Genomic DNA, 17,951 nt, shown 5'->3' on the forward strand with positions numbered 1-17,951 from the left:
CCGCACTCGCGGCTCTCGGGAACCGGAGAGATCGGAAAAGCGAGAATCGTTCGAGACGGGAGTGAGATTCTCGTTGTGAGCGGCCGGTTACAGGACCTCGGCGAAGTCCTTGTGCTGGCTGATCTCGACGCCCTCTTCAGTCACGACGCAGACGTTGATCCCGTTACCCGAGGCGAGGTCGCGCTCGACGGCGCTCTTGATCGCGCGGGCGGAGACGGTCTTGGCCTCGTCGATCGACAGGTCGCCGCTGTACTCCTGTTCGAGGACACCCAGTGCGTACTGGCTGCCCGAGCCGGTGACGGTGTACTCCTCTTCGAGGATCGAGCCGGCGGGGTCGATGCTGTAGATGTGTGGTCCTTCCTCGTCGACGCCGCCGAGGATCGGCTGGACGATGAAGAACGCGCCCGAGCGGAGGAAGTTGCCGAGAAGCGTCGAGAGCGCCTGCATACTCATATCCTCGCTGCGTCGCGCCTCGTAGAGGCGGACCTCCGCGCGGATCGAACTGATCAGCGACTGGGCGGCCGACACCGAGCCGGCAATGGTGAGCGCGCCGGTCGGGTGGATCTCCTCGACCTTCTGGACGTTCTTCGAGGAGACCATGTGGCCCATACTCGCGCGCATATCGGTCGCGAGGACGACGCCCTCGCTCGTCTTCAGACCGACGGTCGTCGTGCCCGTTTTGGTCTCTTTGTCACTCATCTGCTCGGCGCGCTGCTCGGCGTTCGAGAACTCGCCGAGTTCCGGAGAGAACACGTCCGAGTGCTCGCCGTTCAGCGGATCGAGACGGCCCGAAGGATCATCGCTCATAGGGGTACGCATTACCCGGAGTAGTCGCCCGTCGCTGATAAATGCCACCCTTCCCACCGCTGTTGCCCGTACTGGCGGGAGCCGTTCGCTGTGGATACCCCGGTTGGCGGCGTCGACGTGGGGACCCGACACAGTCGTCACTCGTCGGAATCGTCGGTCGTTCGGAAAACGAGTCGGCAACCCGCTCAGCGGTGCCGTCCGCGTCCGCCGGCGCGTTCGTAGGTTCGTTCTGCGGATTCGATAAGCGGTCGAACCGGCAGCGTGAGCCCGAGTCGGCGCGCGAACAGGGCAAGCGGCATCGCGAGGATCCCGAAGAGCAGCGTGCTCTGGTACAGCAGGAAGGCCGCGCTCCGGTGGAGGTCTGTCATCATCGCCTTGCTCGACGGGGCGAGACGGGAGTATATAAACCTATTCTATCATAAACTCCCATTTAGGTCGACGCAGTGACGCGATTAAAACGAAGTTGTTATCGAGACAACTACGCTTTCGCGATTGGACCCTCACGCCGTAGGGACAGCGTCAACAGTCAGCTTCGTCGGCATAACTTATGTGCAGTATTGGAGTGGCGTACGCACCGGTCCCGGTAGCGGTTCCGGCCCTCCGGCCGCAACGATGATACTGATTATCACGGGCGCGAGCGAACCACAAGACACGAAACCCCGCGGCACGTCCCGCTCGTATGAGCAACTATCTCGTCGCGATGGAGGCCGCGTGGCTGGTCCGCGATGTCGAGGATATCGACGACGCGATCGGCGTCGCCGTCAGCGAAGCGGGGAAGCGACTCAACGATCAGAACAAGGAGTACGTCGAGGTCGAAGTGGGCGCGACGACGTGTCCTGCCTGCGGCGAGCCGTTCGACTCCGCGTTCATCGCGGCCAACACCGCGCTCGTCGGACTCCTCCTCGAAATCGACGTCTTCAACGCCGACGGCGAGGAGCACGCCTCCCGGATCGCCAAGAGCGAGGTCGGCGGCGCGCTCCGCGACGTTCCGCTGTCGGTCATCGACATCGTCGAGACCGACGAGGACGCCCACGAGCGCGACGAGTAGCGCTCGATCCGCACCGCAACGACCCCGAAACCTTTTCGTATAACTTCCGGTAATTAGCGGTATGGAACTCCCGACCCCACAAGACCTGCGCCAGCGCCGTACGGAGTTGGATCTCACCCAGAGCACGCTCGCGGAGATGGCCGATGTCTCCCAACCGCTGATCGCCCGCATCGAGGGCGGCGACGTCGACCCTCGGCTCTCGACGCTCCGCCGGATCGTCAACGCGCTCGAAGAGGCCGAGGGAAGCGTCGTCCGCGCGTCCGACCTGATGAACGAGAACGTCGTGAGCGTCGCCCCCGACGACTCCGTCCGCTTCGCGCGGGACGTCATGCTCGATGAGGGCTTCTCGCAACTGCCGGTGATCCGCGACGGCCGCCCGGTCGGGATCATCTCGAACAGCGATATCCGTCACACACAGGAGGAAGACGACGTCGGCACGCTCCCCGTTGCGGACGTGATGCGCGAATCCGTGACGACCGTCGAGCCGTCGGCGACGCTCGAAGAGATCGACGCCGCCTTAGATCACCACTCCGCGGTGCTCGTCGTCGAGAGCGGCGAGACCACCGGGATCATCACCGAGGCCGACGTCGCGGCGCACGTATAAGAGGCGTCGCAGTCGGCACCGGCCCTCTCGCGCTCAGCGGCGCGCTCGCAGTCTGCGTGTTCGCGCTCGTCGCGACCGTCGGCGGGAGCGCTCGGACTCGTCGCGGTCGCTACCGCCGGTAGACTCGCATCGGCACGTCGCCCGCCGGCTGGTTCGTCATCGCCGGCGAGAGCGACAGGTCGCCGTCGCCGACCCGCTCGAAGCGGAAGCGACGGAGGAGTTCCGCGAGGACGATGCTCACCTCCACGCGTGCGAACGTCTCGCCGACACACCGTCTCGGCCCCGCGCCGAACGGCAGGTACGCCGCGTCCGACCGCTCTCTGTCGTGCCATCGAGAGGGATCGAACGTCTCCGGGCGCTCCCAGAAGCGCGGATCACGTTGCAGCGCGTATACCGACACCAGCACTTCGCTCCCGGCCGGGACGACGTCGCCGTCGAAGTCGACCGGTCGCACCGCCTCCCGCGGGAGCGAGTAAACCGGGGGATACAGCCGGAGGCTCTCGTCGACGGCGCGTTCGAGTGTCGCCAAGTCGTCGAGGTGTTCCCAGCTGACCGGACCGTCGCCGAGGACGTCGTCGACTTCGGCCTCAACCGCCCGATACGCCTGTGGATTCGTCGCGAGGCAGTGCAGCGTGAACGTCAGCGTCAGGGCCGTGGTCTCGTGGCCGGCGAAGACGAGGCCGATGAGTTGGTCGATCGCGTCCTCGGCGATCGGTGCGTACCCCTCCGTATCGTCGGTGCTGTCATCATCGCTCGGCCGCATTGCCGACGCCAGCGCGGAAACGAGGCTGTCGTCGGCTTCCGCGTCGCGCTCGGCGTCTGCGAGCAACGTCCGGAGCTCTCGCCGGAGCGTCGACTTCGCCTCTTCGAACCGCCGTCGGCTCGGCGTGGGAACCCAGTTCGGCAGCGCCCACGTCAGCGGGTCGAAGTAGGCGTTCAGATCGTCGGCGGCGCGTCGGAGCTCCTCGCGGTTGGACTCGGGGTCGAAATCCAGAATCGTCGTTGCCAGCACGTCGAACGTCAGCGCCTGCATCTCCGAGAGCGTCTCGATCGCCGACGCGTCGTCCCACGACTCCGTCCGCTCGATCGTCCGTCGGCGCATCGTCGGCAGGGACGAGCGGATCCGCGGGCCGAAGAAGAACGGACTGAGGAACTCCCGCTGTTCGCGCCAGTCCTCTCCCTCGACGGCGACGACGCTGTCGCCGAACGCCAGCGCGAAGTCGTCGGTCTTCTCGAAGGCGTCGCGTTCGGAGACGAGGACGCGCGTCGCGTACTCCGGGTGGGCGACCACGTATCGGTCGCCGACGGGGAGTTCGATGCGGAACACGTCCCCGACGTTCTCGACCGCGTCGGTGGTGAACGTCAGCGGATCGCGCGCGAACGCCACGGCGTTACCGAGCAGCGGAAGCCCGTCCGGTGCCGGTGGACGCCGATCGGACGCCGGCGAACCGGGCCGTCGGTCCGCGGTCGACGAACGGCCCTGTCGGTCCGAGGTCGACTGACCAGAATCGGACATTGTCGTCCGACTCTCAGAGCTCCAGCCCGCGGATCGAAACGCCGTCTCCCGACTCGACGCGCCCGATCACGCGACCCTCGGTGGCGTCGGCGAGCGCCGCCGCGTCGTCGGAATCGAGCGCGCAGACGAACCCCGTGCCCATATTGAACGTCCGGTGCATCTCCTCGTCGGAAACGTTGCCCCCCGTCTGCACGAACTCGAAGACGGGCTGGGGGTCGAACGCGTCCTCGACGACGTAGCGGTTCTCGCCGAGCCGTTCGAGGTTCGTCCACCCGCCGCCGGTGACGTGGGCCGCCGCGTGAACGCCGTGTTCGCGCATCGGATCCAGCAGATGCGTGTAAAGCCGGGTGGGTTCGAGCAGCGCGTCACCGAGCGTGTCGTAGTCGCCGAAGGAACAGGGATCGGTGTACTCGTGCTCGCGGGTGACGGCAGTCCGCGCGAGCGTCAGACCGTTGGAGTGGATCCCCGACGACTCGAAGCCGACCAAGGCGTCGCCCGGTTCGGCCTCGCCGGTGAAGATCGCGTCTTTCGCGGCGAGCCCCGCGCACGTGCCGGCGAGGTCGAGCCCGTTTATCACCTCGGGCATCACGGCCGTCTCACCGCCGACGAGTTCGAGGTCGGCCTCCTCGGAACCGGCGCGCAGCCCTTGGCCGACCTGTTCGGCGAACGTCTCGTCCGGCTCGTCCACCGCGAGGTAGTCGACGAAGGCGACCGGTCGGACGCCCGCGGCGACGAGGTCGTTGGCGTTCATCGCGATGCAGTCGATGCCGATCGTCGAGTAGTCGGCGAGCGCCTCGGCGACCAAGAGCTTCGTCCCGACGCCGTCGGTCGCCAGCGCGAGGTAGCGGTCGCCGATGTCGAGCAGCCCCGCGTAGTCGCCCTCGCTCTCGCCGACGGCCCCGATCAGCGCCGCCGTCGCGGCCTCGCTCGCGTCGATGTCGACACCCGTCTCCGCGTAGGTCAGTTCCTCTCCGTTCTCGGGGCCGTCTCCTCTCGGTGCCCCGGGGTCGTCGTCGGTCATACCGAAACCCCCGTCACGGGGGGAGAAAATACGTCCGGTCTCTCCCGTCTCTCGCACCCACCACGGTAGCGGACGAGTCGGGATCGATGCGATGCCGGAAATCGGACGCGATGCCGGAGATCGGACGCGATTGCGTCGAGAGGCATACGAACTTTCGAAATCGAGAGAAAATCTCCCAGAATCGCTTTTGAACGGTTTAGGGCGATTTGAGGCGTTCGTAAAACGTCGATGAAACGTCTTTGATGCCTCATAAACCGTCGCGAAACGATTGAACGCTCGTCGCGTTATATGGGGGTGGCCCTCCTACGGAGGAGTGAGGCGAAACAGATGTCAAGCGTCCCCCACACCCCCGACCTCCCCCTCGAACGCGACACCTTCCGTCGCGGTCTCGGCGTCGCGAACGCCGCCGTTCGTACCGGCCTCCGAAACGCCAAAGCCGCGAGCTTCTGGGCGGCGATCGTGCTCCCCTTCACCTACCTCCCGCTGCTCGCAGGGGGACTGACCGGCGGCGAAGCCCTCCTCTTCGCCGGTCTCGTCGCCGTCAACGCGCTCGCGTTCGTCGGCGGCCACGGGTACGAACCCGCGGAATAGCGGTAGGCCGATCGCACAGATTAGAAGCCGAATCCGAAGACGAACGCGCCGACGGTCAGCGCCAACACGGGCGCGAAGAACGCGGCGAAGGCGATCTTGCTCCAGCCGAGGACCGTCTTGCCGTCGAGCGGTCCGAACGGCAGCATATTGAACGCCGCGAGAAAGAGGTTGATCATCAGCCCCCGCGAGCCCGCGAGCGCGAGGAACTCCGAGCCGGCGAGGATGCCCACGAAGAACAGCGGGAGGAACAACACCGCGAGCGCGACGTTGGTCGCGGGGCCCGCTAACGCGATCAGCCCGTGTTCGCGGGGCGTCAATCGTCCGCGGTGATACACCGCGCCCGGGGCCGCGAAGATGAATCCGGCGAGCGAGCTTACGACAGCCAGAAAGAGCATCCCGTAGTCGGCGCGGAACTCCGCGATCTGGCCGAACCGGACGGCGACGACCTTGTGCGCCACCTCGTGCAGGAGGAAGCCGACGCCCGCGGTCAGAAGACTCAGCAGAACCGGACCGACCACGCCGCCGTCGAGGATCGCGGTCACGGCGCGTTGGCCGCCGCCGGCGAAGAAGATGGCGAACGCGACGCCGAGTGCGACCCACGCGACGCCGAGGTCTCGAAGCTCCTGTGAACTGAACGAGAGCCGCGAGACGCTCACCGGATCGTCCCCCAGAGGATCTCCCAGCCGTTCTCCGCGCCCTCGAAGAGCAACTGCGTCACGCCCGCCGCGCCGCCGAGATCGAGCGCGAACAGGGGAAGTAAGTACGCGACGAAGAGCGCCGAGGCGATGACGCTCCCGATGTTCGTCGCGGCGACGACGACGATGAGGCGGAACAGCGGCACCGCGAACAGCTCGCTGACGAGATCGGGGATCGGCTTCTCCTCGTCGGCCAAGAGGTCGTTGAGCGTGCCGATATCGGAGACGTTGACCGGGTCGTACTGCAGTTCGATGTAGCCGGTGAACCACCCGGGCGCGAGGAACGGATTGATCGACGTCATCCACGCGACCGCGCCGCCGACGAGCGAGGAGGTCCACCGCGCGCCCGCCGCCTTCGCCAGTCCGGCGGCGAAGACGCCGTTGACGAGGAACCACGCGCCGAAGAGCCGAAGCAGGGTGTCGTCCCCGGCCGACGAGAGCGCGAGCAGCACGAAGAACCCGATCACGACCACCGAGATGGCCGTGCCGACGAGCTTCGCCCACGGAATTCTTCCACCGGAAGTCCCGGTGATCGACGACATCGGCGGGAGTTCCTCGGGGTGTTCGAGGTAGCGTTCGATCCCCTCGCGGTGGCCGGCCCCGACGACCGCCACGACGTCAGCGCCGGACTGCCGAAGCGCCAGCAGCTTGTGCGCGATGAACGCGTCGCGTTCGTCGATGAGCGCGGCCGCGCCGCCCGGGGAGAACTGTCGGAATTCCTCCATCATCGCGCTCACGACGTCCGTGTCGGTCAGCTGTGACATATCGAACTCCTCTGCGTCCTCGTCGGCGACCTCGGCCACCCCGAGGGTGGACGCGATCTGACCGAGGACGCCCCCGACGAGGACGCCCCCGACGACGCCGACCGTCATACTCCCGACCACGCGGGCGGTGAAGTCGCCCAGGAGGTCGGCGACGGGCGTTGCGAATCCGAGGCCGACGCCGGCGAGCCCGCCGACCGCGACGCCCAGTCCGAGCGCAGCGAGCAGGCGGTCCTCCGCGGAGAGCAGTGACGCGCCGAACACCCAGACGGCCGCAGCGGTCGCGACCGCCAAGACCGCGCTCCCGGCGACCACCGAGAGTACCGGGAGTCCGAGCCCCACGCTGCCGCCGAAGATGGCCACGAGCGGTCCGAAAAAGAGCCCCAGAACGACCCCGAAGGCGAGTCCGACGCCGCGGCTGTCGCCGAGGCCGAAGGCGAGGCCGCCGATCATCCGGAACTTCTCGACGAATCCCATCTGCGACCAGAACCGCTGCATCGTCTCGTTGATGTCGCGGTCGACGAGCGCGACGTCGATACCCAACTCCTCGGCGGTCTCGACCGCAGAGAGCATATCCGCGCCGGGTGTCACGTCGAACCTCTCGCCCAAGCGGGCCTGCACGTACGACAGCATCCAGTAGGCGATGAACTGAAAGACGGTGTTGCCGCGGAGCAGGTCTCCCGGTTCGATGTCGTCCGGCTCGCCGCCTTTCAATTGTCGGTACCGCCCCTCGTCGAGTTCGACGGCGACGACGTCCGGCCGCTCGGCCTCGATCGTCTCCTCGACCTCTCTGACGCTCTCTTCGGAGACGTGCGCGGTGCCGACGACCCGGACGCGACCCTCTTCGGCCGCTTCCTGACTCATTGTGCCACGTACCGCACCGTGGTTTTTACCCCTGTCGGAGAATTCCCGCGATTTCGGGCCCAAACGTCCCGCGAGTAATGGTTAGATCGGTGAAACTAATACTACGAGTACTGGTACTAGTCGTATGAGAGATGACGCAGCGCGTCCGGACGGCGGATCGGACGTGCTGTTCGGGAACGCGGTCAGGACGCCGTTGCCCGATCGCCGGGCCGAGTGTCTCTTTCACGAGAATATGACCGCAGTCGCGGAGGGTCGCGAGTGGAAAGCAGAGCTGCTGGCGGATCCGTCAGTCTCGGTGGCCAAAGCCTACGAGACCGAATTCGAGCGCGTCGCAGAGAGCTTCAGGCGGCGGCTTCGTCACATCGCCGGTGACGACTACGAGGACATTGCGCGAGCGTATCTCCGCGGCGAACGCGAGGATCTCACAGGCGAGCTCACGGCGTACTACATCGAGGGCCTGTGGCGGATCCAGCAGCGCTCGACGGTCTCGGAGATGCTGTTTTTCCCGCTGATCCTCAGATACCCGGACAGCTTCACGATGAACCTCCGATTCGCCGCCGCGCACTCGACGACGGAATCGGTTCGGTTCGAATCGCCCCAACACGGCGACGTCGACGACGACGCGCCGCACACCCAGCAGTATTTCGACGAGAGCCAGTACGAACAGGATCGGGCCGCGGAGTACCTCCGCGAAACGGCGGGGATCATCCGCGAACAGTTTCCGCACCCCGACGAGGTCCCTTTCTCGGAACGGAAATATGGCGGAATCGTCTCCGCGGGCGGGCGACACGACTCGGAGTTCACGGAGATGCTGACCCGCGTGCGACCGGATCCGGATCGGTTTTCCGAACCGGTCTCGGAGTCGACGCTGGTACCCGCGGGCGAGGAGGCCGAGTGGACCGAAAAACGGTATCTCCCCGCGGCGAAAGTGATTATTTGAGTGTCGGCGTCGTGGTCTCGCTGTCGCTCGGACACGTTATGCGGGGGATGCGAATCGAACTGCTCGCTTCGCTCACGGATTCAGATGCGGGGGATGGGATGTTGAACCGAAACCAGACGTGCTCGCTCGCTACGCTCGCTGTGCGCGACTGGTAGGGTTCAAATCCCATCGTGCGAGAAATAGCGCTCGCTTCGCTCGCGCAATTTATGCGGGGGATGGGATTTGAACCCACGAACCCCTACGGGAGCGGATCTTAAGTCCGCCGCCTTTGGCCTAGCTCAGCCACCCCCGCGCACACGAAAGTTCCGCGGACGGTCGGTTAGTGGTTTCGTTTTGGGAGACCGATGGACGTGTTCGAATCCACGGCGGGCTTCTCCGCGCGGGCGTCTAATCGGACCACCCCCGCTGTCGGTGCGGCACCGACCGCCTATCAGTATCGTTTTACCCTCACTGAGAGAGCATTCAACCGAATGCTGTGCGACCACGGATCGTCGACGAAACCGCAACGGGGGTCTCTAACGCGCCGTGTGGCGCGCGCCCGTTCTGAGACGACAGTGGCGAGACTCGCCGTTGTGGCTCGATGACGTCCGGATACGTTCCCGCTTCGCTCGAAGGGGTCCCGCGGGTCATCCTCGCTGTCGTCGCCAGCACGTTCTTCGTCGGGTTCGGCGGCGGCGTCGTGTTTCCGATCCTCCCGAACCTCGGTGCCGTGCTAGGCATCTCCGCGTTTGTGGTCGGACTGATCCTGTCGGCGAACCGTTGGGTCAGGTTAGTGGCCAACGCACCCGCTGGGGCGCTCGTCGATCGGTTCGGCGTCAGAAAGCCGTTCGTTTACGGGCTGTTCATCGAGGGCGTCGCGACGTTCGGGTACGTCGTCGCGCTCGTCCTTCCCGACCCGGCGTCGGTCTCGTGGGTCGCGTACGCGCTCCCGACCGTCGAGTTGGGACCGATCACCCTCGGCGTCGAACAGTGGCTGTTGGTCCTCGAAGGCGTTCTCGCACCCGAAGCGTGGTTCCTACTGGCTCGAATCCTCTGGGGGGTCGGCTCCGCGGCGGTGTTCGCGACCGCCTATACCATCGCCGCCGACGTCTCCGACGGGGGCTCCCGCGGGCTGAATATGGGGATCGTCCGCGGCGGGATGCTGCTCGGGTTCCCGTCGGGAATGGTTCTCGGCGGCGTCGTGAGCTCGCTCGCCGGCGAAGTCGTGGCGTTCGGTTTGGCGGCGCTCTTCGCACTGATCGCCAGCGGCGTCGCGTTCGTGCTCGTTCCGGAGACGCACGTCACCGAACGCGAATCCCGGGCAGTGAAACCGTGGGATATCGAAACCTCGCTCCCCGCACTTACCGTCGGTCTCGTGAACTTCGGGCTGATGTTCGCGTACTTCGGCGTGTTGTTTTCTACGCTGGTGTTGCTCTTAGCCGAGAAATCGCTCACTTCGTTCGGTCTCAACGCGCAGGGGATGTCCGGGATATTCATGGCCGTGACCGTGGTCACTGCGGGCGTCGCGATGGTGGTCGGCGGGCGTCTCTCGGATACGCACGCCTCGAGAGTCCCCGTCCTACTCGCCTTCTTAGGCTCGTTTTTCGTTGGCTTTCTGCTGTTGGCGCGCTCCGCGTCGATCGAGGGCCTGTTCGTCGCCTGCATCTGTATCGGCGCGGGGCAAGGAGGGACGAGCGGCCCGATGATGGCGCTGCTCGCCGATCTGATGCCCGACGATCGGATGGGACGGGCCTCGGGGACGAACAACGTGTTGGGCGACGTAGGCGGTGGACTCGGTCCGATGATCTCGCTTCCGGCGATTGAGATCTTCGGGTTCCCTCCGGTGTACGCGGTGAGTGCGCTCATCCCGCTGATCGCGGGTGCCGTCTTACTGCTGGGCGTGCGTAAGGAGACCGGGACGTTTTATCCGGGACGAACGGCGTCCGATTGAACCGACCGGACCGCATCCCGGCCTGAACGTCCGCGTACGCTCGACCCGAGTCGGGAGTGACCGCTACGCGGAGGACTACCAGTCGACGCTCAGCGTGCCGTCGCCGTGCGGGTCGGGCGCAATCTCCTCGTCGGTCCGGCGGTCGACGACGTGGATTACCCCGCGGTCTTTCTTCGCGGGACAGACTTCCGCCGCGCGGACGTTCTCCGCCAGTTCGTCCTCAGCGATGAAGTACGACTTCGGCCGGGCGAGCCCCGAAGTGATGTCCATCTCCCAGTTGTCCGCGACCTCCGCGCAGCGACCCGCGCCGATGCACTTGTTGCCCTCGAAGATGATCTTGTAGGGCTTCTCTTCGACCGGCGGGGCGTTGGCCTCGTCGCCGACGTCGCTCGGCTTCAGTGCCTCATCGCCTTCGGCGTCGCTCATACCCGCCCGTAACGGCGGCGGCGCCTTTGCGCTGTCGGTTCCGACGACATCGTCGCTGGCAACGACGTACGGACGTCGCCACCGCAGGTACGAACCCGGCCGTAAATTGGTCGTTCTGCAGGCATAGAGGGACACCATACGTAGTTACGCGCCCGCGCGTGCGAGGGTTTAAGAACCGACGTGGTCTAACGGAGGTACGATCAATGTCACGCGATACTGAGTACGGGGCCGGGCAGATTCAGGTCCTCGAAGGCTTAGAGGCCGTTCGAAAGCGCCCGGCGATGTACATCGGATCGACTGATTCTCGCGGGTTACACCACCTCGTCTACGAGGTCGTCGACAACGCGATCGACGAGGCGCTCGCGGGCCACTGCGACCGCATCGAAGTCACGCTCCACGACGACGGATCGGTGTCGGTCTCGGACAACGGTCGCGGGATCCCCGTCGACACCCACGAGCAGTACGACCTGCCCGCCGTCGAGGTCATTATGACCGTCCTCCACGCGGGGGGGAAGTTCGACAACAAGTCCTATCAGGTCTCCGGCGGCCTCCACGGCGTCGGCGTGAGCGTCGTCAACGCGCTCTCGGAGCGCCTGGACGTCGAGATCAAGCGCGACGGCGCGCTCTGGCGCGACAGTTTCGATCACGGCGAACCGCAACCGGAGGCCTTCAAGCGCGTCCGCGATCTCGAAGACGGCGAGGAGACGGGCACGACGGTCCGGTTTTGGCCCGACGGCGACATCTTCGAGACGGTCGAGTTCGAGTTCACGACGCTCGAAAACCGCCTCAGAGAACTCGCCTTCCTCAACTCCGGCGTGGAGATCCAACTGACAGAGGAGGGTGCGGGGGGGTCGAACGCAACCGAGGAGAGCGACGACGAAGCGGACTCGGGACGCCGCGAGCGGACGTTCTACTACGAGGGGGGCATCCGCGAGTTCGTCCGCTACCTCGACGAGACGAAGACGGTGCTTCACGACGATGTCATCTATTACGCCGACAGCGTCGACGACATCGAAATCGAGGTGGCGATGCAGGCGACCGAAGAGCTGCAGGGCTCGATCCACGCGTTCGCGAACAACATCAACACCCGCGAGGGCGGAACTCATCTCACCGGGTTCAAGACGGCGCTCACGCGCGTCGTCAACGACTACGCCCGCGAGCACAACCTGCTCGACGACCTCGACTCGCTGAAGGGCGAGGACGTCCGCGAGGGGCTCACCGCGGTTATCTCCATCAAACACCCCGATCCGCAGTTCGAGGGCCAGACGAAGACGAAGCTCGGCAACAGCGAGGTTCGGGGGATCGTCGAATCGATCACCCACGAGAAGCTGGGGACGTACCTCGAAGAGCATCCCGACACCGCCCAAGCGATCGTGATGAAGGCCGTCGAGGCCGCGAAGGCGCGGAAGGCGGCGAAGCAAGCCGAGGAGCTAACCCGTCGGAAGTCGGCGCTCGAATCGACGTCGCTGCCCGGGAAGCTCGCGGACTGTCAGAGCCGCGATCCGAGCGAATCCGAGCTGTTCGTCGTCGAGGGCGACAGCGCCGGGGGATCGGCCAAGCAGGGCCGTAACCGCCGGTTCCAAGCGATTCTGCCACTGAAGGGAAAGATCCTGAACGTCGAGAAACACCGGCTCGATCGGGTCCTCGAAAACGACGAGGTCCGCGCGCTCATCACCGCCATCGGCGCGGGCGTCGGCGAGGAGTTCGACATCGACGACGTGCGCTACGAGCGGATCATCCTGATGACGGACGCCGACGTCGACGGGGCACACATCAGGACCCTGCTCCTGACACTCTTTTACCGCCATATGCGGCCGCTCGTCGAAGCCGGATACGTCTACGCGGCGAAGCCACCGCTGTACCGGGTCAGATATCGTGGAAACACGTACGACGCGATGACGGAAGCCGAGCGCGACCGCATTATCGAGGAGAAGTGCGACGGCAACCCCACGCAGGTCCAGCGGTTCAAGGGTCTCGGCGAGATGAACCCCGATCAGCTCTGGGACACGACGATGAACCCCGAGAACAGAGTGTTAAAGCAGATCACCGTCGAGGACGCCGCCGCGGCCGACAAGATGTTTTCAGTGCTTATGGGCGACGCCGTCGAACCGCGCAAGCAGTTCATCAAGGAGCGAGCGACCGAAGCCGAATGGGTGGACATATAGATGAGTTCTGACGCACCTGAGGCGTTCGACCCCGAAACGGGCATCGCCGCCAGCGTCGAGACCGCACGGATCGAACAGGAGATGGAACAGTCCTACATCGACTACGCGATGTCGGTCATCGCGGGCCGGGCGCTTCCGGACGTCCGCGACGGCCTCAAGCCGGTGCATCGCCGCATTCTCTATGCGATGCACGAGGCGGGCGTCACCGCCCGCTCCTCGCATCGGAAGTCCTCCTCGATCGTCGGTGAGACGATGGGTGACTACCACCCGCACGGCGACAGCGCGATCTACGACACGCTCGCGCGGATGGCGCAGGATTTCTCGATGCGCTATCCCCTCGTCGACGGCCAAGGGAACTTCGGCTCCGTCGACGGCGATCCGCCGGCCGCGATGCGCTACACGGAGGCGCGGATGGCCCCCATCGCCGAGGAGCTGCTCGACGATATCGAGATGGACACGGTCGACTTCCAGTCGAACTACGACGACCGCCTCGAAGAGCCCGAAGTCCTTCCTGCCGCCCTCCCGAACCTCCTCGTCAACGGCTCCTCGGGCATCGCAGTCGGGATGTCGACGAACATTCCGCCGCACAACTTGGGAGAAGTGATCGACGCGACGGTACACCTCATCGAGGACCCCGACGCGACGATCGAGGACCTGATGGAGCACGTGAAGGGGCCGGACTTCCCGACCGGCGCGAACATCGTCGGCCGCAACGCGATCCACAAGGCGTACAAGACGGGTCGCGGGCGGATCCGCGTCCGCGCGGAGTTCGAGGTCGAAGACGACGACCGCATCGTCATCACCGAACTGCCCTTCCAAGAGAACAAGGCGCGGCTCGTCGAGCGCATCGCCGACGACGTCAACGAGGGGAAGATCGAAGGCATCCGCGACCTGCGCGACGAGTCAGACCGCGACGGTATCCGCGTCGTCGTCGAGCTCAAGCGCGGCGCGAACGCCGAAGTGGTGAAAAACCAGCTGCTCGAACATCACCTCGAATCGACCTTCGGCGTGATCAACCTCGCTCTCGTCGACGGACAACCGAAGGTCCTCACGCTCAAGGAGACGCTCGTCGAGTACCTCGAACACCGACGCGACGTGGTGCGCCGGCGCTCGGCGTACGAACTCGAGGAGAAGAAGGACCGCGCGCACATCCTCGAAGGCCGGCTGACGGCCTTAGAGCACGTCGACGACGTTGTCGAGGTCATCCGGAACTCCGCGAGCCGCGACGACGCGAAGGCGGCGCTGCGCGGCGAGCACGTCGTCGAGGTCGACGGCGAGGCGCTGTCGACCTTCGACTTCTCGGTGGCACAAGCCGACCACATCGTTGCGATGCAGTTGGGGTCGCTCACCGCGATGGAGGCCGACGAGATCGAATCCGAGTACGAGGACGTCAGAGATCGCATCGAGCGGCTCGAAACGATCCTCGACGACGCCGACGAGCTCGACGACGTCGTCCGCGGGGAACTCTTGGAAATCAAAGACGAGTACGACGACGACCGCCGGACCTCGATCATCGAGGACACCGGGACGGTCACCCACGAGGACCTCATCGCCGAGGAGGACGTCGTCGTCGTCGTCACCGAGGACGACTACATCAAGCGGATGCCGCTCGACAACTTCCGCGCGCAGAACCGCGGCGGGAAGGGGATCATCGGCACGGAGTTGAAGGAGGGCGATCGCGTCTCCTCGGTGTACGTCGCCAGCACGCACGACTATCTCCTGTACTTCACCAACCACGGACAGGTCTATCAGTTGAAGACCTACCAAATTCCGGAGATGTCGCGCACGGCCCGCGGGAAGTCCGCGGTCAATCTGCTGGATCTCGACGACGGCGAGGAGATCACCGCCGTCGTCAACACCGCCGAGATGGAGTCCGACGAGGAGCAGTTCCTCACGATGGTCACGACGAACGGCTACATCAAGCGGACGAACGTCGAGAACTTCCAGAACATCCTCTCGACGGGGATCATCGCGACGAAACTCGACGAGGACGACGCGCTCGCGGACGTCGAAGTCACCGACGGGACGCAGGATCTGGTCCTCGCGAGTCGCGGCGGGATGGCGATCCGGTTCGCCGAGAGCGAAGTCCGCGCGATGGGTCGCTCGGCGCGCGGGGTCCGCGGGATCAAACTCGAAGGCGGCGACGAGGTCGCTGCCCTCGCTGCGATCGATCCCGACCGCCACCGGTGGGTGCTCACCGTCACCGAGAACGGCTACGGCAAGCGCACCGACATCGAAAAATACCGCCGGCAGTCACGAAACGGCAAGGGGCTCATCGACATCAAGACGAACGAGCGCAACGGGCGCGTCTGCGAAATGGAGACAGTCGGCCCCAACGACAGCCTGTTCGTGATGAGCGGCGACGGGCAGATCCTTCGGACGCCCGTCGAGGACCTCTCGACCGTCGGACGAAACACGATGGGCGTCATCGTAATGGATCTCGACGCCGGCGACAGCGTCGCCAGCGTCGACGTGCACTCGGCGGTCGAGGAAGCGGACAACGAGTCGAATGCGGCCGCGGACGACGAGTCGGAACGCGAGTCCGATGGAGTCGCGGAAGACGCCACGGACGCCGATTCAGCGGCTGCGGACGACGCGTAAACCACGGACGAACCGGCTCATTTCACCGGAAACCCGGTGTGTGTTCTCGTCGCACGCGAGGCTCGGTGGCCGCTATCGACGGCGTCGTTACAGAATCTTCGTCCCGAGCGCGCTCGCCGCCAACTCCGTCGCGAGCGACGCCGTCTCGTTTCGCTCGTCGAGGATCGGATTGACTTCGACGAGCTCCATCGATCTGAGGCGGTCGCGTTCGGCGACGGCCTCCAAGGCCGCGTGGGCCTCGCGGTAGGTGACGCCGCCGCGGACGGGCGTCCCCACGCCGGGGGCCTCCCGCGGATCGAGCCAGTCGAGATCGAGGCTCACGTGAACGCCGTCGGTCCCGGCGGTCGCGACGTCGAGGGCGTCGTCGGCGACGCTCGCGATCCCTCGCTCGTCGATGTCGGACATCGTGAACGTCGTCACGCCGCTGTCGGCGATCGCGTCGCGCTCTCTCTCGTCGACCGAGCGGAGACCGACGATCGCGACGTTCTCGGGGCTGAGCCCCGTGGCTGTCGCCCACTGGGCGTTCGCGAACTCCCCGACGCCGAGCACGGCCGCCAGCGGCATCCCGTGGACGTTCCCCGAGGGCGACGTTTCGGGGGTGTTGAAGTCGCCGTGGGCGTCGAACCAGACCACGCCGATATCGGCGTTCCGCGCCGATCCAGTGACTGAACCGATCGCGACCGAGTGGTCGCCGCCGAGGACGAGCGGGAGTTCGCCGCTCGCGAGCGCGCGCTCGACGCGGTCGGCGAGGCCGGTCGCGACCTCTCGGGTCTCGCGGAGGAACTTGGCCCGCCCGTTCGCGGGCGGTTCGGCCTCGGGGTCGCGTTCCTCTGCGCGCGGGGCGCGCACGTCGCCGTCGTCTACGACCGTGACGTTCGCCCGTTCCAGTTGCTCGGCCAAGCCCGCATAGCGGATGGCGGAGGGTCCCATATCGACGCCGCGGCGGTTCGTCCCGTAGTCGATCGGTGCGCCGATGACGCGGACGGTTTGGGTCATACTTCCTCTACTCGCTCCCCTCCCTTTTGACTGCTTGTCCGATCTATGGGATCACTGCTCGTAGAGCGCACAGACGCGAGCGACGCCCTCCTCGAAGGAGATCTCGGGCTCCCAGCCGGTCGCTTCGCGCATCTTCGTCGCGTCGGCCATCGTGTCGTGGACGTACACGTCAAGGGGATTCTCGATGTACTCTGGATCTACGTCGGTTCCCAGCTCCTCGTTGATCATCGCGATCATCTCGTTGAACGTGTAGCTCTCGCCCGTTCCGAGGTTGTAGATCCCCTGCAGCCGGTGGTCGGCGGCGAGTTCGATTCCGCGGACGATGTCGTCGACGTGGGTGAAATCGCGCGTTTGGGACCCGTCGCCGAAGACTTTCGGCCGCTCGCCGCCCGCGATCTTGTCCGTAAACTGTGCGACGGTGTTGGCGTACTCGCCTTTGTGTTCCTCCGCGCCCCCGTATCCTTGGTACACAGAGAAGAATCGAAGTCCGGCGAGCGTCATCCCGTAGTGGTGGTGGAAGTACTCGCCGTACTGCTCTCTGGCGAGTTTCGATGCCTCATAGCACGTGCGTGCCTCGACCGGGAGGTCCTCGGAGGAAGGCTCGGTCCGGGAGCCGTAAATCGACGAGGTCGACGCGTAGACGACGGTGTCGCAGCCGTCCTCGCGGGCCTGTTCGACGGCGTTGACGAAGCCCTCGACATTCACGCGCGTCGCTTTGCGTTTGTGCTCCTCGGCCATCGTGTAGGAGGAGTACGCCGCGAGGTGAAACAGGGCGTCGACGCCTTCCGTCGGGAGGTCGTCGTCGAGGACGCTCGCGTCGACGAACTCGACGTCGGAGTCCAGATTTTCGGGCGTTCCGAGGTGTAAGTCGTCGACGGCGACGACGTCGTTGTTCGCGGCCAGATGGTTCGCGAGGTTCGAACCGATGAACCCCGCCCCACCCGTGACGAGGACGCGTTGGTTCTCCATACCGAGCACACGAGCGA

Annotated in this window: 16 protein-coding genes and 1 tRNA gene; 7 read left to right on the plus strand and 10 right to left on the minus strand. The window is 65.5% G+C overall.

Annotation, left to right across the window (positions count from 1 at the left end; genetic code table 11):
* Positions 1-87: 87 nt before the first annotated feature.
* Entirely contained in the window at positions 88-819 is a 732-nt protein-coding gene (gene psmB, locus U5919_RS15000; protein WP_425604221.1) for an archaeal proteasome endopeptidase complex subunit beta, read from the minus strand.
* A 173-nt stretch (positions 820-992) separates the two neighbouring features.
* A complete protein-coding gene (locus U5919_RS15005) occupies positions 993-1,178 on the minus strand; it encodes a hypothetical protein (protein WP_336025308.1) in 186 nt (61 codons plus the stop codon).
* A 308-nt stretch (positions 1,179-1,486) separates the two neighbouring features.
* Between U5919_RS15005 and U5919_RS15010 the strand changes: the two genes are divergently transcribed.
* Both U5919_RS15010 and U5919_RS15015 read left to right on the plus strand, forming a co-directional pair.
* Positions 1,487-1,855, plus strand: coding sequence for a DUF555 domain-containing protein (locus U5919_RS15010; protein WP_336025310.1), 369 nt, complete (start codon positions 1,487-1,489; stop codon positions 1,853-1,855).
* A gap of 61 nt (positions 1,856-1,916) precedes the next feature.
* Positions 1,917-2,459, plus strand: a complete 543-nt coding sequence (locus U5919_RS15015; protein ID WP_336025312.1) for a CBS domain-containing protein — start codon at positions 1,917-1,919, stop codon at positions 2,457-2,459.
* 109 nt (positions 2,460-2,568) lie between these two features.
* On the opposite strand, the gene U5919_RS15020 is transcribed toward U5919_RS15015, so the two are convergent.
* Both U5919_RS15020 and purM read right to left on the minus strand, forming a co-directional pair.
* The gene (locus U5919_RS15020) at positions 2,569-3,975 is read right to left on the minus strand and encodes a cytochrome P450 (RefSeq protein ID WP_336025315.1); all 1,407 of its coding nucleotides are present in this window, start codon (positions 3,973-3,975) and stop codon (positions 2,569-2,571) included.
* A gap of 13 nt (positions 3,976-3,988) precedes the next feature.
* Positions 3,989-4,996: a phosphoribosylformylglycinamidine cyclo-ligase gene (purM, locus tag U5919_RS15025; protein ID WP_336025317.1), complete on the minus strand. Its 1,008-nt coding sequence runs from the start codon at positions 4,994-4,996 to the stop codon at positions 3,989-3,991.
* A gap of 327 nt (positions 4,997-5,323) precedes the next feature.
* Between purM and U5919_RS15030 the strand changes: the two genes are divergently transcribed.
* The gene (locus U5919_RS15030) at positions 5,324-5,587 is read left to right on the plus strand and encodes a DUF8028 family protein (RefSeq protein ID WP_336025319.1); all 264 of its coding nucleotides are present in this window, start codon (positions 5,324-5,326) and stop codon (positions 5,585-5,587) included.
* A gap of 20 nt (positions 5,588-5,607) precedes the next feature.
* Here the strand turns inward: U5919_RS15030 and U5919_RS15035 are convergent, their stop codons facing one another.
* Positions 5,608-6,243, minus strand: a complete 636-nt coding sequence (locus U5919_RS15035; RefSeq protein ID WP_336025321.1) for a zinc metalloprotease — start codon at positions 6,241-6,243, stop codon at positions 5,608-5,610.
* A complete protein-coding gene (locus U5919_RS15040; RefSeq protein WP_336025322.1) occupies positions 6,240-7,907 on the minus strand; it encodes a TraB/GumN family protein in 1,668 nt (555 codons plus the stop codon). The genes U5919_RS15035 and U5919_RS15040 overlap by 4 nt, the downstream gene beginning before the upstream one ends.
* 124 nt (positions 7,908-8,031) lie before the next feature.
* On the opposite strand from U5919_RS15040, the gene U5919_RS15045 reads away from it, so the two are divergent.
* A complete protein-coding gene (locus U5919_RS15045) occupies positions 8,032-8,847 on the plus strand; it encodes a hypothetical protein (protein WP_336025323.1) in 816 nt (271 codons plus the stop codon).
* A 207-nt stretch (positions 8,848-9,054) separates the two neighbouring features.
* On the opposite strand, the gene U5919_RS15050 is transcribed toward U5919_RS15045, so the two are convergent.
* A tRNA-Leu gene (locus U5919_RS15050) sits at positions 9,055-9,139 on the minus strand.
* 288 nt (positions 9,140-9,427) lie between these two features.
* On the opposite strand from U5919_RS15050, the gene U5919_RS15055 reads away from it, so the two are divergent.
* The gene (locus U5919_RS15055; RefSeq protein WP_336025324.1) at positions 9,428-10,777 is read left to right on the plus strand and encodes an MFS transporter; all 1,350 of its coding nucleotides are present in this window, start codon (positions 9,428-9,430) and stop codon (positions 10,775-10,777) included.
* 75 nt (positions 10,778-10,852) lie between these two features.
* Here U5919_RS15055 and U5919_RS15060 read toward each other — a convergent pair whose 3' ends face one another.
* Entirely contained in the window at positions 10,853-11,203 is a 351-nt protein-coding gene (locus U5919_RS15060; RefSeq protein ID WP_336025326.1) for a ferredoxin, read from the minus strand.
* A 203-nt stretch (positions 11,204-11,406) separates the two neighbouring features.
* Here U5919_RS15060 and gyrB point away from each other — a divergent pair, with 203 nt between their 5' ends.
* On the plus strand, positions 11,407-13,368 hold the full coding sequence (gene gyrB / locus U5919_RS15065) for a DNA topoisomerase (ATP-hydrolyzing) subunit B (RefSeq protein WP_336025328.1): 1,962 nt from the start codon (positions 11,407-11,409) through the stop codon (positions 13,366-13,368).
* The gene (gyrA, locus tag U5919_RS15070) at positions 13,369-15,969 is read left to right on the plus strand and encodes a DNA gyrase subunit A (RefSeq protein WP_336025331.1); all 2,601 of its coding nucleotides are present in this window, start codon (positions 13,369-13,371) and stop codon (positions 15,967-15,969) included.
* An 87-nt stretch (positions 15,970-16,056) separates the two neighbouring features.
* Here gyrA and rocF read toward each other — a convergent pair whose 3' ends face one another.
* Together rocF and U5919_RS15080 are read right to left on the minus strand one after the other, a co-directional pair.
* Positions 16,057-16,965, minus strand: coding sequence for an arginase (rocF, locus tag U5919_RS15075; RefSeq protein WP_336025332.1), 909 nt, complete (start codon positions 16,963-16,965; stop codon positions 16,057-16,059).
* Between the two features lie 51 nt (positions 16,966-17,016).
* On the minus strand, positions 17,017-17,934 hold the full coding sequence (locus U5919_RS15080) for an NAD-dependent epimerase/dehydratase family protein (protein WP_336025334.1): 918 nt from the start codon (positions 17,932-17,934) through the stop codon (positions 17,017-17,019).
* Between the last annotated feature and the right edge of the window lie 17 nt (positions 17,935-17,951).

The organism is Halobellus sp. LT62, assembly GCF_037031285.1.
Classification (GTDB): domain Archaea; phylum Halobacteriota; class Halobacteria; order Halobacteriales; family Haloferacaceae; genus Haloquadratum; species Haloquadratum salinisoli.